18 protein-coding genes are annotated in these 22,546 nt (G+C 67.2%); 13 read left to right on the forward strand and 5 right to left on the reverse strand.

Features of this window, described 5'->3' with window-relative positions; all coding sequences use genetic code 11:
- Position 1 precedes the first annotated feature (1 nt).
- The 9 genes from nuoL to MXA07_RS07430 all read left to right on the forward strand — a co-directional run bounded on the left by nuoL (position 2) and on the right by MXA07_RS07430 (position 12,751).
- Complete coding sequence (nuoL, locus tag MXA07_RS07390) at positions 2 to 2,026, forward strand: NADH-quinone oxidoreductase subunit L (RefSeq protein ID WP_247731402.1); 2,025 nt, start codon at positions 2 to 4, stop codon at positions 2,024 to 2,026.
- Positions 2,023 to 3,591: a complex I subunit 4 family protein gene (locus MXA07_RS07395; RefSeq protein ID WP_247731403.1), complete on the forward strand. Its 1,569-nt coding sequence runs from the start codon at positions 2,023 to 2,025 to the stop codon at positions 3,589 to 3,591. Before nuoL ends, MXA07_RS07395 begins: the two co-directional genes overlap by 4 nt.
- Positions 3,592 to 3,602: 11 nt before the next feature.
- A complete protein-coding gene (locus MXA07_RS07400) occupies positions 3,603 to 5,153 on the forward strand; it encodes an NADH-quinone oxidoreductase subunit N (protein WP_247731724.1) in 1,551 nt (516 codons plus the stop codon).
- Between the two features lie 71 nt (positions 5,154 to 5,224).
- Positions 5,225 to 6,703 (forward strand): DHH family phosphoesterase, encoded by a 1,479-nt coding sequence (locus MXA07_RS07405; protein ID WP_247731404.1) that lies wholly within the window; start codon positions 5,225 to 5,227, stop codon positions 6,701 to 6,703.
- Positions 6,704 to 6,810: 107 nt separating this feature from the next.
- Entirely contained in the window at positions 6,811 to 7,632 is an 822-nt protein-coding gene (locus MXA07_RS07410; protein WP_247731405.1) for a CBS domain-containing protein, read from the forward strand.
- Positions 7,633 to 7,757: 125 nt separating this feature from the next.
- Positions 7,758 to 8,921 (forward strand): ABC transporter ATP-binding protein, encoded by a 1,164-nt coding sequence (locus MXA07_RS07415; RefSeq protein WP_247731406.1) that lies wholly within the window; start codon positions 7,758 to 7,760, stop codon positions 8,919 to 8,921.
- The gene (locus MXA07_RS07420) at positions 8,918 to 9,748 is read left to right on the forward strand and encodes an ABC transporter permease (protein WP_247731407.1); all 831 of its coding nucleotides are present in this window, start codon (positions 8,918 to 8,920) and stop codon (positions 9,746 to 9,748) included. Before MXA07_RS07415 ends, MXA07_RS07420 begins: the two co-directional genes overlap by 4 nt.
- Positions 9,749 to 9,990: 242 nt before the next feature.
- Positions 9,991 to 10,827, forward strand: a complete 837-nt coding sequence (locus MXA07_RS07425) for a hypothetical protein (protein WP_247731408.1) — start codon at positions 9,991 to 9,993, stop codon at positions 10,825 to 10,827.
- Positions 10,828 to 11,047: 220 nt separating this feature from the next.
- Positions 11,048 to 12,751 (forward strand): acyl-CoA mutase large subunit family protein, encoded by a 1,704-nt coding sequence (locus tag MXA07_RS07430; RefSeq protein ID WP_247731409.1) that lies wholly within the window; start codon positions 11,048 to 11,050, stop codon positions 12,749 to 12,751.
- Between the two features lie 44 nt (positions 12,752 to 12,795).
- Here the strand turns inward: MXA07_RS07430 and MXA07_RS07435 are convergent, their stop codons facing one another.
- Both MXA07_RS07435 and MXA07_RS07440 read right to left on the reverse strand, forming a co-directional pair.
- Positions 12,796 to 13,572 carry an MOSC domain-containing protein gene (locus MXA07_RS07435; protein ID WP_247731410.1) on the reverse strand — a complete coding sequence of 259 codons (777 nt, stop codon included), beginning with the start codon at positions 13,570 to 13,572 and terminating at the stop codon, positions 12,796 to 12,798.
- 80 nt (positions 13,573 to 13,652) lie between these two features.
- On the reverse strand, positions 13,653 to 14,210 hold the full coding sequence (locus MXA07_RS07440; RefSeq protein ID WP_247731411.1) for a class I SAM-dependent methyltransferase: 558 nt from the start codon (positions 14,208 to 14,210) through the stop codon (positions 13,653 to 13,655).
- A 147-nt stretch (positions 14,211 to 14,357) separates the two neighbouring features.
- Here MXA07_RS07440 and acs point away from each other — a divergent pair, with 147 nt between their 5' ends.
- Positions 14,358 to 16,334 (forward strand): acetate--CoA ligase, encoded by a 1,977-nt coding sequence (gene acs, locus MXA07_RS07445; RefSeq protein ID WP_247731412.1) that lies wholly within the window; start codon positions 14,358 to 14,360, stop codon positions 16,332 to 16,334.
- Between the two features lie 437 nt (positions 16,335 to 16,771).
- Here the strand turns inward: acs and MXA07_RS07450 are convergent, their stop codons facing one another.
- The 3 genes from MXA07_RS07450 to nth all read right to left on the reverse strand — a co-directional run bounded on the left by MXA07_RS07450 (position 16,772) and on the right by nth (position 19,091).
- Positions 16,772 to 17,836 carry a polyprenyl synthetase family protein gene (locus MXA07_RS07450; RefSeq protein ID WP_247731413.1) on the reverse strand — a complete coding sequence of 355 codons (1,065 nt, stop codon included), beginning with the start codon at positions 17,834 to 17,836 and terminating at the stop codon, positions 16,772 to 16,774.
- 119 nt (positions 17,837 to 17,955) lie between these two features.
- Positions 17,956 to 18,192 (reverse strand): hypothetical protein, encoded by a 237-nt coding sequence (locus MXA07_RS07455; RefSeq protein ID WP_247731414.1) that lies wholly within the window; start codon positions 18,190 to 18,192, stop codon positions 17,956 to 17,958.
- Positions 18,193 to 18,404: 212 nt separating this feature from the next.
- Complete coding sequence (gene nth / locus MXA07_RS07460) at positions 18,405 to 19,091, reverse strand: endonuclease III (RefSeq protein WP_247731415.1); 687 nt, start codon at positions 19,089 to 19,091, stop codon at positions 18,405 to 18,407.
- Positions 19,092 to 19,226: 135 nt separating this feature from the next.
- Between nth and mvaD the strand changes: the two genes are divergently transcribed.
- From mvaD to MXA07_RS07475, 3 genes are all read left to right on the forward strand, one after another.
- Positions 19,227 to 20,210 (forward strand): phosphomevalonate decarboxylase MvaD, encoded by a 984-nt coding sequence (mvaD, locus tag MXA07_RS07465; RefSeq protein ID WP_247731416.1) that lies wholly within the window; start codon positions 19,227 to 19,229, stop codon positions 20,208 to 20,210.
- A 404-nt stretch (positions 20,211 to 20,614) separates the two neighbouring features.
- Entirely contained in the window at positions 20,615 to 21,229 is a 615-nt protein-coding gene (locus MXA07_RS07470; protein WP_247731417.1) for a ParB/RepB/Spo0J family partition protein, read from the forward strand.
- 138 nt (positions 21,230 to 21,367) lie between these two features.
- On the forward strand, positions 21,368 to 22,531 hold the full coding sequence (locus MXA07_RS07475; protein WP_247731418.1) for an NAD(P)/FAD-dependent oxidoreductase: 1,164 nt from the start codon (positions 21,368 to 21,370) through the stop codon (positions 22,529 to 22,531).
- Positions 22,532 to 22,546: the final 15 nt, after the last annotated feature.

A 22,546-nucleotide genomic window follows, 5' to 3' on the forward strand; every position in this document is an offset into this window, starting at 1 on the left:
GATGGAGGGACTGTTCAGCTACGCGCCCGCGATCGTCCTGTTCCCGCTCGTCGCGTTCGCCGTGACCCTGCTGTTCGGTCGGCACCTGCCGAAAGGCGGTGCCATTCCCGGCATCGCGGCCACGGGCGGGTCGCTCGTTCTCTCGGTCGTGATGGCGTTCGCCCTCGTGGGCTCGGATCCGGTCGACGAGGTGCTGTACACGTGGGTCGAGACCGACGCGATTACGTTCCACTTCGGCGCGCTACTCGATCCGCTGTCGGTCGGGATGCTCGTCGTGGTCTCGCTGATCGCCTTCCTCGTCCACGTCTTCAGTCTGAGCTACATGAACGCCGAGGGCGAGACCGGCCTGCCCCGGTACTACGCCGGGCTGGGCCTCTTTACGTTCAGCATGCTCGCGTTCGTGATCGCCGACAACCTGCTGATGGCGTTCATCTTCTTCGAGCTCGTCGGGCTGTGCTCGTGGATCCTCATCGGCTTCTGGCACGAGACCCGCTCTGCGCCGTCCGCCGCGAAGAAGGCGTTCCTCGTCACGCGCTTCGGGGACTACTTCTTCCTGCTCGGGGTCGTCGCCATCGCCGCCTCGTTCGGCACGCTGGGCTTCGCCGGCGACGACTCGTTCGTCGCGGCGGCCGAGGCGGCCATCGCCGGCACCGGCGACGCCTCGATCCCCGGCGGCCTGGGCGCGGAAACCTGGGTGACGGTCGCCGGGTTGCTGGTGCTCGGCGGCGTCATCGGCAAGTCGGCGCAGTTCCCGCTTCACACCTGGCTCCCGGACGCGATGGAGGGTCCGACGCCGGTCTCGGCGCTCATCCACGCGGCGACGATGGTCGCCGCCGGCGTCTACCTCGTCGCGCGGATGTTCGGCTTCTACGCCCAGAGCCCGACGGCGCTTGCCATCATCGCGTTCGTCGGCGGCTTCACGGCGCTGTTCGCCGCGACGATGGGCTGTGTCAAGGACGACATCAAACAGGTGCTCGCGTACTCGACGATCTCGCAGTACGGCTACATGATGCTGGCACTCGGCGTCGGCGGCTACGTCGCCGGCGTCTTCCACCTGTTCAACCACGCGATCTTCAAGGCGCTGCTGTTCCTCGGCGCCGGCGCGGTCATCATCGCGATGCACCACGAGCAGGACATGTGGGAGATGGGCGGGCTCAAGGATCGCATGCCCGTCACCTACTACGCGTTCCTGGCGGGCTCGCTCGCGCTCGCGGGCATCATCCCGTTCAGCGGCTTCTGGTCGAAGGACGAGGTGCTCTACGACGCCCTGATCGTCGGCCTCTCCGAGCCGCTCATCCTCGCCGCGTACGCGATGGGGCTGGTGGCCGTCTTCTTCACCGGCTTCTACACCATCCGGATGGTGTTGCTCACGTTCCACGGCGAACCCCGTACCGACGAAGCGGAGTCTCCCCACGCGATCGGCATTCCGGCGAAGGTTCCGCTGGTCGTCCTCGGCGTGCTGGCGACGATCGGCGGCCTCATGAACCTCAAACCGCTCGAGGAACTCCTCGGGCTCGACGTCGCGTACCTCGAGCGGTGGCTCGACGGTCAGGGCGTCGGCGCGTTCTCGGAGCTGACGTATCACGCCTACGGCGACGCCGTCCACTACGGTCACGAGTACGTCGGCGGGCCGGAGGGGACGGTGCTCCTGAGCGCGGTCCTCTCGCTGGGACTGGCGCTGGGCGGGGCCGCCCTCGCCTGGACGTTGTATCACGCGCCCGAACCGCGTCGTCACACCGAACGCCTCGGCCGCGTTCGCGACGTTGTCGCGGCGAACTACTACCAGGACGAGTATCAGGTCTGGCTCGCGCGTGACGTGACCCTGCCGACGGCGCGACTCACCGACCGCTTCGACCAGACGGCCATCGACGGCGTCGTAAACGGCGTCAGCGCGGTGAGTCTGTTCGGCGGCGGTCGCGTGCGCCGGCTCCAGTCGGGGCTCGTGACCAACTACGCCGCCCTGATCGTCCTCGGCCTGCTCGCGATACTGGTAACCTTCGGCTTCGTCGGAGGGTGGTTCCTATGATGATCGAGTTGCTCCTCGCGGTCGCCTTCGCAGGCGCGGCCGTCACGTTCCTGGCACCGAATCGCATCGCCGGCAAACTGGCCCTGCTCGTCAGCCTGCTGCCCGCGGGGATCTCGCTGTGGCTGTTCGCCGCCTTCGACGGCAGCGGGAACGCCCTGCTCGGCGGCGACCTGGCGTTCGAGTCGCAGGCGACGTGGTTCAGCCTCGGCCAGTACGACGTCTCGTGGTTCGTCGGCCTCGACGGCATCAGCCTGCCGCTGGTCGTGCTGACGACCGTGCTGACGACGCTCGCGATCCTCTCGTCGTGGACGCCGATCGACGAGCGCGAGTCCCAGTTCTACGGCCTCGTGCTGTTCATCGAGGCGAACCTGCTCGGCGTCTTCGTCGCGCTGGACTTCTTCCTCTGGTTCATCTTCTGGGAGGCCGTCCTCATCCCGATGTACCTGCTGATCGGGATCTGGGGCGGGCCGCGCCGGAAGTACGCGGCGGTGAAGTTCTTCGTCTACACGAACGTCGCCTCGCTCGTGCTGTTCGGCGCCTTCGTCGCCTTCGTCTTCGGTATGGGGGGCGACGTGAGTAGCTTCTCGTTGCCCGAGATCACGCAGGCGTTCCACGACGGCGGCCTCGTGGGCAACGCCTACGGCATCGAGGCGCCATTGCTCGCCTCGATCATCTTCGTGGCGCTGTTCCTCGGCTTCGCCGTCAAGGTGCCCGTCGTCCCGTTCCACACCTGGCTGCCCGACGCCCACGTCGAGGCGCCGACGCCGGCGTCGGTGCTGCTGGCGGGCGTCTTGCTGAAGATGGGGACCTACGCCCTGCTCCGGTTCAACTTCACGATGTTCCCCGAGCAAGTCGAAGCGTTCGCGATCCCGATCGCCGCGATCGCCGGGATCAGCGTCATCTACGGAGCGCTGCTCGCGCTCGCCCAGACGGACCTCAAGCGGATCGTGGCCTACTCCTCGGTCTCCTCGATGGGGTACGTTATCCTGGGACTCGTTGCAGCGACGCAGTTCGGCGTCAGCGGCGCCACCTTCCAGATGGTGAGTCACGGCCTCATCTCCGGACTCATGTTCATGGCCGTCGGCGTCGTCTACAACGCGACCCACACCCGGATGGTCACCGACATGTCCGGGCTGGCACAGAAGATGCCCGTCGCCGTCTGGATCTTCGTCGCCGGCGCGTTCGGATACATGGGTCTGCCGCTGATGAGCGGCTTCTTCGCCGAGTTCTCGATCTTCTACGGCGCCTTCGGCTCCGACCTGCTCGCCTACGCGCCCCTCTTCACCGCGATCGCGATGTTCGGCATCGTGATCGTCGCGGGCTACCTGCTCTTTGCGATGCAGCGCAGTCTGTTCGGGCCCTACGCGCTCGAGACCGACTACGAGATCGGTCGGGCGCCGGTCCACGACATCGCGCCGATGCTGATCCTGCTGGGGCTGATCGTCGTCCTCGGCGTGGCGCCGGAGACCATCTTCGATCGTATCACCGACGCGGCCGATCCGATCGTGGACCTGTACGCGGCCGACGGGACCGGCGTGGCCGCATCCGGAGGTGATGGCGCGTGAGCGCGCCCGTCATCGATCCGATCCAGTTGCCCGACTGGGCCGCGCTGGCGCCGGTGTTCGCGCTCGGAGCGGCCGCGTTCGTCGTCTTCGCGCTCGATACGATCCGGCCGGACGCGGTCGATCGCTCGCTGCTCGCGGGGACGACCGCCGGCGGCGCACTGGCAGGGCTCGGGATCGGTCTCTGGTTCCTGCTCGCCGGGGTCGGCGCGCCCGAGCCGGGCGGCCTCGGCGAGCTGACGATGTTCGACGCTCAGCTCGTCGTCGACCAGCTCGCGCTCTTCTTCATGGTGGTCACCGCGATCGTGACCGCGCTCGTCGCGATCGCGAGCTACGACTACATGGAGGGCCACGCCTACCAGGCCGAGTACTACTCGCTGCTGTTGCTGGCGGCGACCGGGATGGCGACGATGGCCGCGGCCAACAGCCTCGTGACGGTCTTCCTGGCGTTCGAACTCGCGAGCCTGCCGTCGTACGCGCTGGTGGCCATCCTCAAGGACAACCGCGGCAGCGTCGAGGCGGGGCTGAAGTACTTCCTGATCGGCGCGCTCTCCTCGGCGATCTTCGTCTTCGGCATCAGCCTCGTCTACGCGGCGACGGGCGCGCTGCGGCTGGACCTGATCGCGGACGTCCTCACCGGCCGGACCGGCCAGCACCCGGTCACCGGAGCCGCCCACGACGTGACGGCGTTCGACGGCTTGCTCGGCGTCGGCCTGCTGCTGGTGCTCGGCGGCATCGCGTTCAAGATGGCGAGCGTTCCGTTCCACTTCTGGGCGCCGGAGGCCTACGAGGGTGCGCCGGCGCCGATCGCGGCCTTCCTCTCCTCGGCGTCGAAGGCCGCCGGCTTCGTCGTCGCGTTCCGCGTCTTCATCGAGGCGTTCCCGGTCAACTCGACCGCGAGCGTCGTCGGCTTCGACTGGCCGCTGGTCTTCGCGGCGCTGGCGGTGGTGACGATGACGGTCGGAACCTTCGCCGCGGCCGTCCAGGAGAACGTCAAGCGGATGCTCGCGTACTCCTCGGTCGGCCACGCGGGCTACGCCCTCATCGGGCTGGCGGGCGTGGGAGCGGGCGCCGGCGACCTCGTCGTCGGGGCGGCGTTCGCCCACCTGCTCGTCTACGCCTTCATGAACACGGGCGCGTTCCTCTTCGTCGCGCTGGCCGAACACTGGGGGGTCGGCCGCACGTTCGCCGACTACAACGGGCTGGGCCGGTCGGCGCCGGTCGCCAGCGTCGCCCTCACCGTCTTCATGTTCAGCCTGGCCGGCGTCCCGCCGCTGTCTGGCTTCTGGAGCAAGTACCTGCTCTACGCCGGCGCGCTGGAGTCGGGCATGATCGTGCTCGCGGCCGCGCTCGTGATCAACAGCGCTCTCTCGCTGTACGTCTACCTGCGGCTGGTCAAGGCCGTCTGGATCGACGAGCCGATCACCGAGCGCGAGCCGCTGGCCCAGCCGGTCGGCCTCTACGCGGCCATCCTCGTCGCGGCCGTCATGACGGTCGTCATCCTGCCCGGCTTCGGGCCGGTTGGCGAGGCCGCGATCGACGCGGCCGGCTCGATCCTGCGGTAACTCCGGCTGCAAGCGACCGATTCCGGGCGAGAGCCGGTTGTCTTTTACGCGACAGGGTCGAAGCCGCGGGCATGGCACGGCGGCTCGTCCTCGGGTGTGGTGACGTGGGAGCGACGATGCTGCAGTCGCTCGACGCCGTCACCTGCCTCGTGGACGAGCCGGCGACGGTCGAACGCCTCCGGGACGCGGGGATCGCCGCCCAGACGGGCGATCCGACGGATCGGACGACGCTCGCCGCGTACGAACCGCCGCGCACGGTGATCGTCGCCGGCGACCGGACGGATCGGAACGTCGAGGCGGCCGAGGCCGCACGCGCACAGTTTCCGGACGCGATCCTGCTGGCGTACGCCGGCGGCAATCTCACGCCGGACGCCTGGGAGCGGCTGTCTGCGGTCGCCGACGACGTCGTCGAACCGGCGGGGGCGCTTTCGGCCCGGGTGCTCGACCGGGCGGCGAGCCCGGAGGCGGAGACCGCCAGGCGGCTCCGTGCGGCCCTGCTGTCGCTCGACGGGCCGCTCGCCGTCGTGACCCACGACAACCCGGATCCCGACGCGATCGCGAGCGCGGTCGCACTCGTCGACCTGGCCGAGGCCCTCGACGTCGAGGCGCAGGCGTGTTACTTCGGCGAGATCTCCCACCAGGAGAATCGGGCGATGGTCAACCTGCTCGATCTCGACATCGAGCGCGTCGACGAGTCGGACGATATCGACGAGTACGGGTCGATCGCGCTGGTCGATCACTCACGCCCGGGGGTCAACGACGGGCTGGCGCCCGATCGGGACGTCGACATCGTCATCGATCACCACCCGCCGCGCGGTCCGGTCGCCGGGCGGTTCGTCGACCTCCGGACGGCCGTCGGGGCGACGAGCACGGTGATGGCGGAGTACGTGGACAAATCCGGCGTCGCGTTCGACGGGCGGACGGCGACGGCGTTGCTCTACGGCATTCGGGTCGACACGAACGACTTCACGCGGGAGACGTCGTCGCTCGACTTCGAGGCGGCCGCGACGCTTCGGCCCCACGCGGACGCGGACGTCCTCGAACGGATCGAACAGCCGACGATCGACGGCGAGACGCTCGACACGATCGCCCGGGCGATCAAACGACGGGTGCGCTACGACGACGTCATCGTCGCGAGCGCCGGTCAGATCGCGAGTCGCGACGCGCTTCCCCAGGCCGCCGACCGACTCCTCTCGATCGAGGGCGTCGCGACGACCCTCGTCTTCGGGATGCTCGACGAGATGGTGTTCTGCTCCGCGCGCTCGCGCGACCGGAATCTCGATCTCGGCGAGGTGATCCGCGACGCCTTCGAGCCGATCGGTAGCGCCGGCGGCCACAGCGACATGGCCGGCGCCCAGCTCGAGATCGGCGTCCTCGGCGAACTCGAGGGCGGCGACGTCGACGCCGCCGGACGGACCGATCGGATCCTCACGGCCGTCGAGGAGGTCGTCGAGAAACGCTTCGTCGAGGCGATCGAGAGTCAGCCGGGTGCGCCCGTCGCCTCGTACGATCGCGAGAGCGAGATCCTCTTCGAGGCCGGTCGGGACTGACGGTCGCCCGGGAGCGTCACCTGCGTGGCTGATCGACGGCGGCGCTACGGCGCCCGACCCGACCGCAGAAGCGCACCCTTTTGTCATCCGGGAACGAGGTCGTACGTATGGACGAGGCGTGGCGTGGAAACAAGCCCCAGGTGGGCGAGTACATGACCCAGGACGTCGTGACCGTCTCGCCGGACGCCGGGGTCGCCGACGTGGCCCGGCGCATCGCCGAGAGCGACAACCACAGCGGCTATCCCGTCTGCGAGCGCCGTCGCGTCGAGGGGTTCATCAGCGCGCGCGATCTGCTCCTCGCCGCGGACGACGAGCCGATCTGGAAGGTGATGACGACGGACCTCATCGTCGCGCACCCGGAGATGAAGGTGACCGACGCGGCCCGCGTCATCCTCCGGTCGGGCATCCAGAAGCTGCCGGTGGTCGACGACGCGGGCAACCTCGTCGGCATCATCTCGAACGCGGACGTCATCCGCAGCCAGATCGAGCGCGCGACGCCGGAGAAGGTGGGAAAGCTCATCCGAACGCTCTCGAACATCCACGGCGTCGACTTCGAGCAGACGCGACGGACGGTGCCGCTGGTGGACCTCATCCCGACGCAGGGGCGGGTCTACGCCGACGAACTCGAGGGTCGACGCTACGAACTCGAACACGGGCTTGCCGAACCGCTCGTCGTCATCGACAACGCGGGAACCCTCCTGCTCGCCGACGGCCACCACCGCGTTCTCGCGGCCGACCGCCTCGACATCGACGAGATGGACGCATACGTGATCGAGACGGCCGAGCCGATCGACCTCGGGATGGCCCGCACCGCGCGCAAGGAGGGACTCTCGTCGCTCGAGGACATCGAGGTCGTCGACTACGCCCGCCACCCGCTCGTCGAGACGACCAAGCGGTTGCAGGCCGACGGCTCGTCCGGCGAGGAGTGACGCCGCGGCGAACGGCCGGCTTTTACGGTGAGCGGAGTGGTGCAGTGGTCGACCGGACCGATAACCGAGCGACGCACGGGCGAGTTGAAAATGATTATGAGGCAACCACTCGTCGGTTCGCTCGAATGAGCGACCCCAGTGTCTCGGACCGGGTCGACGGGCGGAGCGGATCCGTCACCGCCGTGGACGACGCCGTCGAGAACCGGTCCGAACCGGCTGACGCCGACGGTCGTGATGGGGATGGGTCCCACGACGGCCGCCGTCGCGATTCGACCGCGCCGACCGCCGATCCCGTCGTCCGGGCGCGCGATCTCACCAAGACGTACGGCAGCGGCGAGGAAGCCGTGACGGCGGTCGAGGGCGTCGACCTCGAGATCGAGCGCGCCAGCGCGGTCGGGATCCTCGGCCCGAACGGGGCGGGCAAGACCACGACGATCAAGCTCCTGCTGGGGTTGATCCTGCCCGACGCTGGCGAGGCGCGCATCGACGGCGTCGACGTCCTCGAGTCGCCCCGGCGGGGCTATCGCGCGGTCGCAGCGATGCTGGAAGGCGCCCGGAACGTCTACTGGCGCCTCACGGTCCGGGAGAACGTCCGGTACTTCGCCCGGCTCGCCGACCGACCGGCCGATCCCGCGCGTATCGACGCGCTGATCGAGCAGGTGGGACTGACCGAGAAGGCCGACGCGACGGTCAACGAACTCTCCCGCGGGATGAAACAAAAGACGTCGCTTGCGTGTACGCTCGTCCGCGACACGCCGGTCGTCTTTCTCGACGAACCCACGCTGGGCCTCGACGTCGAGAGTTCGCTCGACCTGCGCCGAGAGCTGCGGACGCTCGTCGACGAGGAGGACCGCACGGTGATCATCTCGAGTCACGACATGGACGTCATCGAGGCCGTCTGCGACCGCGTCGTCATCATGAACGAGGGGCGGATCGTCGCGGACGACTCGATCGAGGACCTCCGGTCGGTGTTTCGGACGCAGGCCTACCGGGTTCGCCTCGACGGGGCGCTCTCGCGCGAGACGAAGGCCGCGCTGGAGGCGGACGTCGGCGCGACGGAGTGGGTCGAACGCAACGGGACGACGCAGTTCGACGCGCGAACCGTCCGGGGCGCCGAGTTTCACGGCATGCTGTCGACGATCGAGGCCTCCGATGCGACCTTCCGCTCGGTCGACCTGCTCGAACCCGATTTGGAGGAGATCTTCCTGGAAGTGACCGACGGGACGGCGGATCCGATCGAGGGGAGCGACGCCGTTGATGCGTCCGGGAACGGGGGTGCAAGTCGATGAGCGGGGAGCCTGGTGGGCCCGGCGATGGCGGAGCCGAGCCCCGTTCCAGCGCGGCGTCGCTCCGCCGCCTCACCGCGGCCGTGTTCGAGAAGCAGGTCATCCTGCTCAGGCGCTACTGGATCAACACGGCGACCATGCTCGTCACCTCCTACGTCTTCTTCGCGATCATCTTCTACGGGGGCCAGGCCGTGGCCGGGCCCGCCATCGAGGGCTCGCTCGACGGGCTCGTCGTCGGCTTCTTCCTGTTTACCGCGACGCTCGCGGCGTTCTTCGGGACGGCCCGGAACGTCCAGCGCGAGGCCCAGTGGGGCACGCTCGAACAGCTGTTCATGTCGCCCCACGGCATCGGGCGGGTGATGGCCGTCAAGTCGGTCTGGAACGTGCTCTGGAGCGTCGCCGTCGCGTTCGTCCTGCTCGTCGTCATGCTGGTGACGACGGGGCGGACGCTGACGGTCGACCCCCTGACCGTGACTGTCGTGACGGGACTGGCCATCTGTTCGGTTCTGGGGCTCGGCTTCGTCGTCGCCGGGCTCTCGTTGCTGTACAAGCGCATCGAGAACGTCCAGCAATTGGTGCAGTTCGCCTTCATCGGCCTCATCGCCGCACCAGCGACGGACGTCCACTGGGCGATCGACCTCCTCCCGCTCTCGGCGGGCAGCGGGCTGCTCCAGCGCTCGATGACCGAGGGGACGACGCTGCTCTCGTTCAGGGTCGGCGATATCTTCATCCTCGTCGGCACCGGCGTCGGCTACCTCTTCGGTGGCTACTTCGTCTTCCAGCTGTGCGTCCGGCGGGCTCGTCGACTCGGCGTGATGGGTCACTACTGAACTCGATCTCGTCGGCGCGCAGCCGAGCGACTGCCGAATATCCTTACTCCCCGGCGTGTGGTTCGGCGTCGTGCGTCCGTCCCTGTTCCGCTCACCGATCACGGTTCGCCGAGAGCGGAGCAAGAACAGACCGCTCTATCACTGGTGCATGCCGTCGATTTAATTATATACTATTCATCTTAACATTTGTATGTACTATATGCCAAGGAAATAAGTACTTGTTCCGTGGATTTTATTTCGCAATGCAACGGCGTACGCTTCTGAAAACGGTCGGTGCGGCTGCGGTAGTCGGAGCGGCCGCGTCTGGCACGGCAACTGCCGACAGCCACGAGAACGATTCGAGGGAGTACAGGGAGCTCACGATCCGTATTCGGACGGACGAAGGCACCGATCCGACGCACGACTATCACGAGGGTGCCATCGAGGGACTCGACGACTTCGGCGTGTGGCTCGAGACGTGGATGCCGTACGTCGACAGCGTCGAGGTACTAGACCAGACGGGATTTGCGGATTTCGATCCGATCGGCGATATTGACGACGTGGCGGACCAGTATCCGGACTATACCGACACGCCGGACTCGCTCAACGTGTGTCTGACCTCGAGCACTGATCTGTCTGCTGGCTACGCCGACGGAAAGCTGTACAATGCCGACTCGGATGGTACGAACGCCCATTGCTACGTCAACTCAAACCATATACCCGTAATCGATCTCGGGTCGGATGCGGGTTACAACTTTGCGGTTCACGAAGCGATCCACTGCATGACATATCACACGACGAGCGATACTGGCGCGAAGCTTGACCACGGGTTCGGTGAAACGTGGAATCCGCTGTTTGATCGTCTACAAGCGTCCATCATGGTCACGGGATATGCCAACGAGTGGCAAGACTACGAACCCCAAATCCCGGATACAGAATGTGACGGGTCCAGCCTGAGCCAGGGCAGGAGGCCGGAATACAATCCCGTGATAACGGAGTGTACTGCGAACGAGCTGGTGGCCTTCCACTTTGGCGACAAGTACGACGCGGCCTCGCCGGCGACCGGGCGTCTCGATATCTCCGAGAACGAGGGCTGGTAACCGGCCGCTCGCGGCAGCAGGGTCGACACGCGAGCGGCAGTACCCGGTAACCGAACGTTCCCGTCAAGCGCTCACTGATCGGAAGTGCATTCGTCCGCCGTCCGGACCTCACGTCGAGACTCCGGGCTGGTCAGATCGGTCGGGCGTCCGGCCTCGGAAACGGTTTCCTGCACGACGCGGTTCCCGAAGGCTAATGTCGATTCCGGTGTAATCTCGGCGCATGTACGACGAGGAGGAACTCTCCGACATTCGGGAGGGCCGATCCCGGTGGGAGAGCGAGACGCTCGACCCCGTACTCGAGCGATTCGGCGAGCGCAAGGATCGCTTCGCGTCGGTCTCGAACCTCGAGGTCGACCGGCTCTACACGCCCGATGACGTGGCCGACCTCGACTACGACGCGGATCTCGGCTTCCCGGGCGAGGAACCCTACACCCGCGGCCCGTACCCGACGATGTACCGGGGTCGGACCTGGACGATGCGCCAGTTCGCCGGCTTCGGGACGGCCGAGGAGACTAACGAGCGCTTTCACTACCTGATCGAGCAGGGCCAGACGGGGCTCTCGACGGCCTTCGACATGCCCTCCCTGATGGGGCTGGATTCGGATCACCGGATGAGCGAGGGCGAGGTCGGCAAGGAGGGCGTCGCGGTCGACACCCTGCGGGACATGGAGATCCTCTTCGACGGCATCGACCTCGACGAGGTCTCGACGAGCTTTACGATCAACCCCTCGGCGCCGGTGATCTACGCGATGTACGTCGCGCTGGCCGATCAACAGGGCGTCCCGCGCGAGGAGATCCGCGGAACCCTCCAGAACGACATGTTCAAGGAGTTCATCGCGCAGAAGGAGTGGACGATCCCGCCCGAACCATCCCTCGACCTGGTGACGGACGTCGTCGAGTTCAGCGCGCAGGAGACGCCGAAGTTCCACCCGATCTCGGTCTCGGGCTATCACATCCGCGAGGCCGGTTCGACGGCGGTCCAGGAACTCGCGTTCACCCTGGCGGACGGCTTCGGCTACGTCGAGGACGCGATGGACCGCGGGCTCGACGTCGACGACTTCGCCCCCAGACTCTCCTTTTTCTTCAACTGTCACAACTCCTTCTTCGAGGAGGTCGCGAAGTTCCGCGCCGCGCGGCGCATCTACGCCCGCGTGATGGACGAGTGGTACGACGCCGAGAAGGCGGAGTCGAAGCGCCTGAAATTCCACACCCAGACAGCGGGGCAGTCGCTGACCGCCCAGCAGCCGCTCAACAACGTCGTCCGCGTGACGATCCAGGCGCTGGCCGGCGTCATGGGCGGCACCCAGAGCCTCCACACCAACAGCTTCGACGAGGCGCTGGCGCTGCCGAGCGAGGAGGCCGTCCGCGTCTCGCTGCGCACCCAGCAGATCATCGCCGAGGAATCCGGCGTCGCCGACATCGTCGACCCGCTGGGCGGGTCCTTCGCCGTCGAGAGCCTCACCAACGAGGTCGAGAAGAAGGCGATGGCCTACATCGAGGAGATCAAGGAGCTGGGCGACGGCTCGGTGCGCGACGGCATCCTCCAGGGGATCGACGACGGCTTCTTCCTCCGGGAGATCCAGGAGGCCTCCTACGAGTACCAGGAGCGCGTCGAGCGCGGCGAGGAGGTCGTCGTGGGCGTCAACGAGTACACCCTGGAGGAAGACACCAGCCCCGACCTGCTGCACGTCGACGAGGAAGCCGCGAAGGAGCGCCAGCTCGATCGCCTCGCCGAGGTCAAGGACGAACGCGACGACGCCGCCGTGGACGAGACGCTCGACGCGCTCCGCGATGCGATCGACAACGACGAGAACACCATCCCCTACATCGTCGACGCCGTGAAGGCCTACGCGACGATGGGCGAGATCATGCAGGTCTTCGAGGACGTCCACGGCTCCTACACCGAGCAGATCGGCCTCGCGTAAGGTCGACGCCGGGTGAATCGGGGCCACCGACGAAACGGGATTCCTTACTCGACGATCGACACGTCGTCCCCGACACGAAGCATCTCGTCACGGTCGGTCTCCGGCACGGTCGTGATCGTCATCAGGGTGTAGAAGTGCTCGAACGCCGTCTCGTCGGCCCACTCGGGGAACGTCTCCCGGCGCTTTCGGACGAACCGCTCGCGAAACTCCGGCGTCTCGGCACCCGTGTCCGGATCGCGTTGCGGGACGACGCAGCGACCGCACGGCTTCACGCCGTCGAACCTGACGCCGCCGATTTCGAAGGCGGGCGCGTCCGCGCCGACGAAGCGATCCTCCCAGAACGGCTCGACGCCGCCGATCTCGATATTGGCTCGCATGCGTCGGCGGACGCTCTCGACGGAGAGTTCGTCGAACCAGTCCGCGACGGTCGCAAGCGTGGCCGTGCTGATCACGGACGGGCCCATCGAGCGGCGATCGACGTAGCCGTTCGCTTCGTCGCGCTCGAGTGAGATCTCGAGGTCGAAGTACGCCCCGAACCACGCCTCGGCGTCGCGACGGCCGGACTCCGCGTCGAGGTCGAACTGTCGCCGCGTCCCGTCCGGCGATTCGACCGCGAGCGCGTACGTGTCGGGATCGAACGCCGTCCCGAGGTCGTGGACGGCCGGCGTCCGTTTTCCGTTGACGACGTCGCCGTCGGCGTCGAACAGCGCGAACTCGCGGTCCGACTCGAGCGTGCCGCCGGGGGTGAACCGCGACGACTCGACGTCGATTCCGTCGAGCGCTTTCACCGGGTAGACGCGCAATCGTTCGAGCGTAGCCATCGCCGGACCGTCTCGGCGGGAGCGAGTTAGTCGTTCGCGTTCGGGCGACGGGGCTTGCGGTCTGGTCTCCGTCCCGCGAATCACTCGTCGGGGGCTCGCGCGATCAGTTCGACGCGCCGCTCGTCCGCATCCTCGTCGTAGCGCTCGACGATCAGCTCGTCGACCGCCGCTCGCAGCTCTCCGCGTTCGAAGCGATACCGAGCGCCGGGTCCGGACCTCGCGTCGCTCGCGACGAGGTGGTGCTCGTAGCAGAGGGCGCCGCCGGGGCGAAGCCCGTCGACGATCCCGTCGAGGCGATCGCGCGCGTCGAAGAAGCTTATCGCGACGAGGTCGTACGTCGCGCTCCGGACGCAATAGCGGTCGGCGTCGGCGAGGATCCACTCGACCGAGACGCCGCGAGCGCTCGCGCGTTCCCGAGCGGGGTCGAGCATCGCGCGCGAGATGTCGATCGCGTCGACGGTCCACCCGCGTTCGGCGAGGAAGATCGCGTTCCGCCCGCGGCCCGTCGCGACGTCCAGCGCGCGGCCCGGCGATCGGTCCCCGGCGGCGGTCCGGACGACCGCGGCGGGAGTCTCGACGGCGTCGCCGCTCCGTCCGCTTCCGTCTTCCTCCCGGCGGCGCATCTCCTCGCCCGTCATCCGATCGTGCGCTCACTTCGCCCGCTCGCCTTGTAAACGGCGTCCCGACCCGACCGAACCGATCGGCGCCCTGCGACCGACTCGACGACCAGAATTCGACGGGAGTGAGAATGTTTATCCGGCCCATCGGTGAAGTTTGACGCGACCATGAGTGACGATCCCGCGGTCGATCTCGAGGCCCGGCTCGAAGAACAGGAATCATTCGACCCCCCGGAATCGTTCGTCGAGCAGGCGAACGTCAGCGACGAGGGCATTCGGGAGCGATTCGCCGAGGAGTGGCCCGATTGCTGGACGGAGGCGGCCGATCTCCTCACCTGGGACGAGCCCTACGACGCCGTCCTCGACGAGAGCGACGCCCCCTTCTACGAGTGGTTCACCGGCGGCCGGCTCAACGCGTCGGCGAACTGCCTCGACCGCCACGTCGAGAACGGCGCGAAGAACCAGGCGGCCATCAAGTGGGAGGGCGAACTCGGCGAGACGCGCACCTACACGTACGGCGACCTCCTGAACGAGGTCGAGGCGTTCGCGGCGACTCTCCGGGATCTCGGCGTCGAGGCGGACGACGTCGTCACCCTCTACCTGCCGATGATCCCCGAACTGCCGATCGCGATGCTCGCGTGTGCGCGCATCGGCGCACCCCACTCGGTCGTCTTCGCCGGGTTCTCCGCGGACGCGCTGGCGACGCGGATGAACGCCGCGGAGAGCGAGTATCTCGTCACCTGCGACGGCTACTACCGCCGCGGCGACCCGCTGAACCACAAGGAGAAGGCCGACGAGGGCCTCCGCGGCGTCGATCACGACGTCGAGACGGTCGTCGTCGACCGGCTCGGCGACGAACTCACCCACTTCCTCGGCGAGCGCGCCCACGACTACGACGACCTCGTCGCGGACCGCGAGGGCGCGACGGTCGAACCGGTCTCGCGCGACGCCGAGGACATGCTCTTCCTGATGTACACCTCGGGCACCACCGGCGAGCCGAAGGGCGTCAAGCACACGACGGGCGGCTACCTCGCCTACACCGCCTGGACGAGCCAGGCGGTTCTCGACGTCGAGCCCGAGGACACCTACTGGTGCGCCGCGGACATCGGCTGGATCACCGGCCACTCCTACATCGTCTACGGTCCCCTCGCGCTGGGTACGACGACGATGATGTACGAGGGGACGCCGGACTACCCCGAGCGCGACCGCCTCTGGGAACTGATCGAGACAAATCGAGTCGACATCTTCTACACCGCGCCCACCGCCATCCGCTCGTTCATGAAGTGGGGGACGGAGTATCCCGAGCGCCACGACCTCTCCTCGCTCCGACTGCTCGGCACCGTCGGCGAGCCGATCAACCCGCGGGCCTGGAAGTGGTACTACAAACATATCGGCGGCGAATCCTGCCCGATCGTCGACACCTGGTGGCAGACCGAGACCGGCGGCATGATGGTGACGACGCTCCCCGGCGTCGACACAATGAAACCCGGCTCGGCCGGCCCGCCGCTGCCCGGCATCGACGCGCAGGTCGTCGACGGCGACGGCGACCCGGTCGATGCAGGTGATGCCGGCTACCTCACCGTCCAGCGCCCCTGGCCGGGTATGCTCCGCACCCTCTACGACAACGACGATCGCTTCCTCGACGAGTACTGGCGCGAGTACTCGGACCCCGACGCGGACGAGTGGGTCTACTTCCCCGAGGACGGCGCCAAGATCGACGACGACGGCTTCATCACCGTCCTCGGTCGCGTTGACGACGTCCTCAACGTCTCCGGCCACCGGCTGGGCACCATGGAGATCGAGAGCGCGATCGTCGGCGTCCCGGGCGTCGCCGAGGCCGCCGTCGTCGGTGCCAGTCACGACGTGAAGGGCGAGGCCGTCTACGCCTACGTCATCCTCGAAGACGGCCAGGAGCCGACCGAATCGATGCGCGAGCGGGTGATCGAAGGCGTCGAGGACGCCATCGGCCCGATCGCCCGGCCCGAGGCGGTCGTCTTCACGCCGGAACTCCCGAAGACCCGCTCGGGCAAGATCATGCGCCGCCTCCTGGAGGACATCGCCTCCGGCGGGGATCTGGGGGACACGTCGACGCTTCGCAACCCCGAGGTCGTCGAGGACATTCAAGCGCAGGTGAGCGAGGACTGATCGAGACGCGACGACGACAGATTCGAACTAGACGCATGGGCCGTCGTTGCGACTGACCTGGCACTGTTGCAGTTCGCTGCCGATAATCGAATCGGGCTCTCGGCGGTCCGTAGCGGAGGAACGCTTAATGCATAAACCGAATTTATGGGGTCCCTATCGGATCGGCGCTTCTTCGGTATGTGTTTGCTCGCCTCTATCTTCGGATTCGCCATTTGGCTCCTTGCTTTCCAGACGTCCAGCGCGGCTTGGATATTCGGTATCGCCTTATCCGTTCTTGCCTCGTTGAAATTTCTAGACGGCTATTGTACTGCCACGTAAGCAGCACAACGTAACGGCTCTCCCCCGAACCCGATTTAATTAAGCTACTGTATCCATTATATTGTTGCTTCTCGTCGATTGTACAGTCTGTATCCGGAGTTCGCGAACGTCGTCTCGACTCAGGCGTCGCGCTCGACGACGAACCGGGCGAACGAGCGCAACTGCTCGGCCGCGTCGGGGTCGATGTCGAGGGCGTCGACGTGCGCGATCGCCTCGTCGGAGAGCGACCGCGCTCGCTCTTTCGCAAACTCGATGCTCCCCGCAGCCTCCAGGATCTCGAGGGCCTCGTGAATCTCCGCGTCGGTGTTCTCGTCGGCGGCGATGATGTCGGTCAGTCGGTCCGCGTCCGCGGGATCGCTCTTCTCGGTGGCGTGTAAGACGAGCAGCGTCTTCTTGCCCTCGCGGATGTCGTTGCCGAAGGCCTTTCCGAAGTCGCCCGCGCGCCCCAGCGAGTGCTCGACGTCGAGGACGTCGTCGCCGATCTGGAAGGCGACGGCGATCGTCTCGGCGTACGCGGCGACGTGGCGTTCGACCTCGGCCGGCTGGTCGGTGACGATGGCGGCCAGGCGAGCGACGATCCGACCCAGACAGCCCGTCTTGCACGCGCACATCTCGAGGTACTGCTCGCGCGAGATCCGGACGTCGCGCTCGTTGTGCCAGTGGATGTCCATCCCCTGGCCGAGGTGGGTGCGATTGAGTTCGTGCATGAGCATCTCGTAGGCCGCGAGCCGACGCTCCGGCGGTAACTCGCCCGGGTTGTGCGTGAGTATCTTCAGCGGGATGAAGTACATCGCGTTGCCGGCGTTGAGCGCGACGTCCCGACCGTAGCGGTGGTGTAACGCGGGTTCACCCCGGCGCGTCTCGGCTTCGTCCTCGACGTCGTCGACGATGATCGTCCCGTTGTGCAGTATCTCCGGGATCGTCGCGTACGGGAGGTAGTCCTCGGGGTCCTCCCCGAACGCCTCGACGAAGACCAGAAAGAGCACGGCTCGCCAGCGCTTCCCGCCGCGATCCAGCAGCTCCCAGATCGGATCGGCCAGGGCGCGCTGAATTCCCTCGGGATCGTACTCGTACGTGGGCTCGCCGAAGTAGGACTCGAGGTAGGCATCGTCGATCTCGCGTGCCAACACCCCCGCGATGGCCTCGTCGATGGCCGGACGCCACTCGGCAAGCGTCTCCTGCATACCTCCCCGGTCACAGACCGGCGTGAAAAAGCTTCAGTTCCCGCGAGAAGCGTGTCGGCGCGGTGACTACCGATACGTGATGGCAGTGCCGATGCGACCCGAGATGGATCCCTGCCCGGTTAACTTTCCTCCGGCGGCTCGTCCCGGTGATAGTCGGGATTCTCCTGTTCGAGTGCGTCGCCTTCGCGTTCCTGGGACGCGTGTTCGACGTCCTGGCGCCGGTCCGCCTCCTGCGCTCGCTCCTCGGCGTCCTGCTGTTCGGCGCGAAGTTCGTCGTCCTCGTCCGCGTCCTCGCGCTCCTCGTCGGCCGCGGCCGGATGCTCGTCGAGCCCGTGTTCGTTGTTCTCGTCGACCATTGGGACCACCGAGTCTGGGCTACCGTCGTCGGGTGAAAAGGGCTTGGGCTTGCAAGGTGCTCTCGGTATCGAATACCGGGAGCAGGCGCCCCGAACGGACGGTATAGTGGCGATCCGCGGCGGCTGCGACGATCGCGATTTCGGTCGTCCCCCGATCGGTCCCGGCGTACAGCGATGTGCGGAAGTCGCGGACGGCTTCGGCCGGGAGGGTGTCACGCCCAGGGTTCGCCCGAGGCCAGATCGATTGCGCTGTCGCCCTTCTCGGACGGACAGACGTCCGCGAGCACGCACTCGTCACACTCCGGATTTCGCGCCGTGCAGATCGCCCGGCCGTGGTCGATCAACAGGTGCGTGAACTGCACCCAGTAGCCTTCGGGGACGACGTCGAGCAGATCCTGTTCGATGGCTTCCGGGCGTTCTTCCTCCGTAATGGCGAGCCGTCGGGTCAGTCGCTGCACGTGCGTGTCGACGACGATCCCCTCGACCACGTCGTGGCCGTGCTGGAGCACGACGTTGGCGGTCTTCCGACCGACGCCCGGCAGCTCGGTCAGTTCCTCCATGGTATCGGGGACCTCGCCGTCGTGCTCGTCGACGATAATCCCGCAGGCCTCGCGGATGTACGTCGCCTTGTTGTTGTAGAAGTTGATCGAGTCGAGCGCGTCCGCGAGTTCTTCCTGGGGCGCGTTCGCGTAGTCTTCGGCCGACTGGTAGGTCTCGAAGAGGTGCTCGGTCTCGGCGTTGACCCGCTCGTCGGTACACTGCGCCGAGAGGATCACCGCGATCAGCAACTCGAGGCGATTGGAGTACCGAAGCGAGATCGTCGAATCGGGGTACTCCGCCTCGAGTCGCTCGATCACCGTTTCGGTCTGCGCCGCCGGGTCGCCACGCGGTTCACCCATCGCCCGTGACTTCCGCGAGCAGCCATTTGAGCGATTCGATCGGCGGATCGTCGCCTCCCACTCGGATTTCTGCGTCGTCCGGTCGCCACTCCGAAAGCCGTGACCTTTATGCAACCATCACTCCCGTGTCTCGATATGAAAGCGACGGCGATGGCTCATCCCATCCAGGGGCTCGTCAAGTATCACGGGCTGCGGGACGACCTGGAGCGCTATCCCTACCACGACAGCATCAGCGTCTGTACCGCCCCGAGTCACACGCGCACGACCGTCGAGTTCTCGATGGACTACGACGAGGACACCTACGTCGTCGACGGGGAGGAACTCACCGGGACCGGGTTCGACCGCCTGGAGCGCGTCGTCGAGAAGGCCCGCGGCATGTCCGACGCCGCCCACACCGTCTACCCCTGCCGGATCGAGTCCGAAAACAGCTTCCCGTCGAACGTCGGCCTCGGTTCCTCGTCGTCCGGCTTCGCCGCCGCCGCGATGGCGCTCTCGGAAGCGGCCGAACTCGACGTCTCGACGGCCGAGATCTCGACCATCGCCCGCGTCGGCTCCTCGTCGGCCGCCCGCGCGGTCACCGGCGCCTTCTCCATCCTCACGCACGGGCTCACCGACGAGGACTGCCACGCCCGCCGACTGCAGACCTCGCTACACGAGGACCTCCGGACGGTCGTCGCGCTGGTTCCCTACCACAAGGACACCGACGACGCCCACGAGGAGGCCGCCGACAGCCACATGTTCGACGCGCGCCGCGCCCACGTCCAGGACCAGCTCGCCGAGATGAAGGCCGCCCTCCGCCAGGACGACTTCGAGCGCACGTTCGAACTCGCCGAGCACGACTCGCTGAGCCTCGCCGCCACCACCATGACCGGCCCCGAGGGCTGGGTCTACTGGCAACCCGCCACCCTCGCCGTCTTCAACAAAGTCCGCGAACTCCGCGCGGAGGAGGACATTCCCGTCTACTTCTCGACGGACACCGGCGCCAGCGTCTACGTCAACACCACCGAGGAACACGTCGACCGCGTCGAGGAGGCCGTCGCCGACACCGGCGTCTCGACCACCACCTGGAGCGTCGGCGGCCCCGCGAAACTCTTGGACGAGGACGAACACCTGTTCTAAACCAAACTTTTGCGCTGCGGGCCAGCGAAGCTGGCCCTCGGCAAAACTTTGATGAAAAGCACTCCTCCTTCCCCGCCAGCCGCGCGAAGCGCGGCTTACTCGCGGCTTCGCCGCTCGTATTCACGCGGCGCGTAGCGCCGCGCTTTCCGGGTCAGTCGTCGGCCCGCTCGCTCGCCCGCGCCGCGGACTCGCTCGCGGTGGATTCGCCGGAGACTGCCAGCCCTTCCCCGTTGACGCGCGGATCGCTCCGCGATTACGCGCTCCAGGCTCTGCGGCTCGTTCGGTACGCCACACGCGTTTGGACGGCGGTCAATCCACCGAACTCAGTTATGCTACCGTCGATACCGGCAGTCATATTATTCGGACGTCACAACAATGAATTACCGACGAACGCACTCGCACCAATGAATCCGTTCAACAACGCACTCGACTGGAGCTTTCGGGGGAAGTACGTCCGCGTCTACGGAACGAATCGGGTCTACGAGGGGTGGGTCGACCGCATCCACCACAAGCGCTCGAGCGTCATCGTCCACGACGCGGTCGACGTCACCGACGACGCCGAACGCGACGTCGGTTCCGTCTACGTCCGCGTGGTCGAACTAATCGAGGTGCTCTCGCCGTCGAAGGTCATCGAACTCGTCCCGATCGACCGCATCGAGCCCGCTCCCCACCACGATCTGGACTTCGACGTCTCGGACGAGGACATGCGTGCGGCCTACCGCGATCAGTTCACGGGCGGTTACCCCGTCGTACGGCCGATCGCCGACGGCGACGAACCTCGCTACGAACTCATCAACGGACACAAGCGCATCGCAGCCTGTCGTCGCGTGGGCCTCGACGCCCACCCGGTCGAGGTCGTCGAGGCGACGGACGAGGAGGCGAGCGAACTGTTCGACCTCGCCCACCGCGACCAGTCCTCGTCGGTGGACGCCGATCGCCCGGCGAATCCCGATTCGACGCGCGATGAATCGGCGTCGCTCGAACCCGGTGGCGCAGGCGATGCCGAGTCCGAGTCGTGAGCCGACCGCTCCGCCGCTCGACGATCGAGCGATGGGCGGATGGATCGGCGGCGCCGTCGCGCGGGCAGTGCCGATCGAGAGCGAGACTCGCTGCAGCGTCGCCACAGACCTAACTGCACCCGCGGCGTACGTCGAGGCATGCACGTCGTCGTTCTCGGTGGCGGGTACGCCGGCCTCGTTACCACGCGGCGACTCGAACGACGACTGCCGAGCGACGTCCGATTGACGCTGGTCAACGAGTCGCCGGACCACGTCCTCAAGCACGAACTCCACCGGGTGATCAGACGGCCGGCGATGGCGAACGCGATCAGGCTCTCGTTGCCCGCCGTGACCGACCGCGCGCGGATCCACGTCGCGACCGTCGAGTCGCTCGACCGAGCCGGACGGATCGTCGAGTGCTCGACCGGCCCGATCGAGTACGACTACTGCGTGTGCTGTCTTGGGACGGCGACCGACTATCACGGCATGGCGAGCGTCCGTGACCGGGCGGTCCCGCTGGCGTCCAGCGCGGACGCGCTGGCGATCAGATCCGGGTATCGCGAGGCGCTCGAATCGGCGGGATCCGTTCGCCTCGTCGTCGGTGGCGCCGGACTCTCGGGCGTTCAGGTCGCGGGCGAGCTCGCGGCACTCGCCCGTGCGTGGGACGCGTCGGATCGAACGACGGTGACGCTGCTCGAACGGGCGTCGACCGTCGCACCTGGCTTTCCACCCCGCTTCGCCGCGGCGATCCGGGAGGCGCTCGACGCGAGCGGCGTCCGGGTCGAACCGGAGACGACGGTCGTGGGGGCCGACGACGGCGCGGTCGAAACCGCGGACGGGCGATCGGTCCCGTTCGATCAGCTGGTGTGGACGGGGGGCATTCGGGGGACCGACGCCCAGCGCGGTACGCGCCCGACCGTCGGACCGGCTTTACAACTCGACCGGTTCACCTTCGGCTGCGGCGACGCGGTGCGCGTCGAAGACGCCACCGGTGACCGCGTCCCCGCCAGCGCACAATCTGCCCGCCAGACGGCGCGGACGGCCGCGGAAAACGTCGATCGACTCGTGCGGCACGATCGATCGTCGACGGCTCCGCCCGCGGCCGTCGATCTCGACGAATTCGAGTGGGCCGCGCCGGGCTGGGCCGTCAGCGTCGGCGACGACGCCGTGGCCATCGTCGGCTCACGGGTGGTCACCGGCCGGCCCGCGAGGATCGCGAAGGCGGCCGCCGGCGCGCGGCATCTGGCTGCCGTCGGCGCGGGGCGGACGGCGTTCGAGCTGGCGCGGACCGAGCTCGCGTCCGGGCCGGCCGACTGTCCGTGACCGACTCGCGGTTTC

The organism is Halovivax limisalsi (assembly GCF_023093535.1).
Lineage (GTDB): Archaea > Halobacteriota > Halobacteria > Halobacteriales > Natrialbaceae > Halovivax > Halovivax limisalsi.

Excerpts from the sequence above, each read along its gene's own strand:
- MXA07_RS07405 (WP_247731404.1), top strand. The coding sequence starts at position 5,225 with ATGGCACGGCGGCTCGTCCTCGGGTGTGGTGACGTGGGAGCGACGATG.
- MXA07_RS07455 (WP_247731414.1), bottom strand. The coding sequence starts at position 18,192 with ATGGTCGACGAGAACAACGAACACGGGCTCGACGAGCATCCGGCCGCG.
- MXA07_RS07435 (WP_247731410.1), bottom strand. The coding sequence starts at position 13,572 with ATGGCTACGCTCGAACGATTGCGCGTCTACCCGGTGAAAGCGCTCGAC.
- MXA07_RS07395 (WP_247731403.1), top strand. The coding sequence starts at position 2,023 with ATGATGATCGAGTTGCTCCTCGCGGTCGCCTTCGCAGGCGCGGCCGTC.
- mvaD (WP_247731416.1), top strand. The coding sequence starts at position 19,227 with ATGAAAGCGACGGCGATGGCTCATCCCATCCAGGGGCTCGTCAAGTAT.
- MXA07_RS07470 (WP_247731417.1), top strand. The coding sequence starts at position 20,615 with ATGAATCCGTTCAACAACGCACTCGACTGGAGCTTTCGGGGGAAGTAC.
- MXA07_RS07430 (WP_247731409.1), top strand. The coding sequence starts at position 11,048 with ATGTACGACGAGGAGGAACTCTCCGACATTCGGGAGGGCCGATCCCGG.
- nuoL (WP_247731402.1), top strand. The coding sequence starts at position 2 with ATGGAGGGACTGTTCAGCTACGCGCCCGCGATCGTCCTGTTCCCGCTC.
- MXA07_RS07410 (WP_247731405.1), top strand. The coding sequence starts at position 6,811 with ATGGACGAGGCGTGGCGTGGAAACAAGCCCCAGGTGGGCGAGTACATG.
- MXA07_RS07425 (WP_247731408.1), top strand. The coding sequence starts at position 9,991 with ATGCAACGGCGTACGCTTCTGAAAACGGTCGGTGCGGCTGCGGTAGTC.
- nth (WP_247731415.1), bottom strand. The coding sequence starts at position 19,091 with ATGGGTGAACCGCGTGGCGACCCGGCGGCGCAGACCGAAACGGTGATC.
- MXA07_RS07475 (WP_247731418.1), top strand. The coding sequence starts at position 21,368 with ATGCACGTCGTCGTTCTCGGTGGCGGGTACGCCGGCCTCGTTACCACG.
- acs (WP_247731412.1), top strand. The coding sequence starts at position 14,358 with ATGAGTGACGATCCCGCGGTCGATCTCGAGGCCCGGCTCGAAGAACAG.
- MXA07_RS07450 (WP_247731413.1), bottom strand. The coding sequence starts at position 17,836 with ATGCAGGAGACGCTTGCCGAGTGGCGTCCGGCCATCGACGAGGCCATC.
- MXA07_RS07415 (WP_247731406.1), top strand. The coding sequence starts at position 7,758 with ATGAGCGACCCCAGTGTCTCGGACCGGGTCGACGGGCGGAGCGGATCC.
- MXA07_RS07440 (WP_247731411.1), bottom strand. The coding sequence starts at position 14,210 with ATGACGGGCGAGGAGATGCGCCGCCGGGAGGAAGACGGAAGCGGACGG.
- MXA07_RS07420 (WP_247731407.1), top strand. The coding sequence starts at position 8,918 with ATGAGCGGGGAGCCTGGTGGGCCCGGCGATGGCGGAGCCGAGCCCCGT.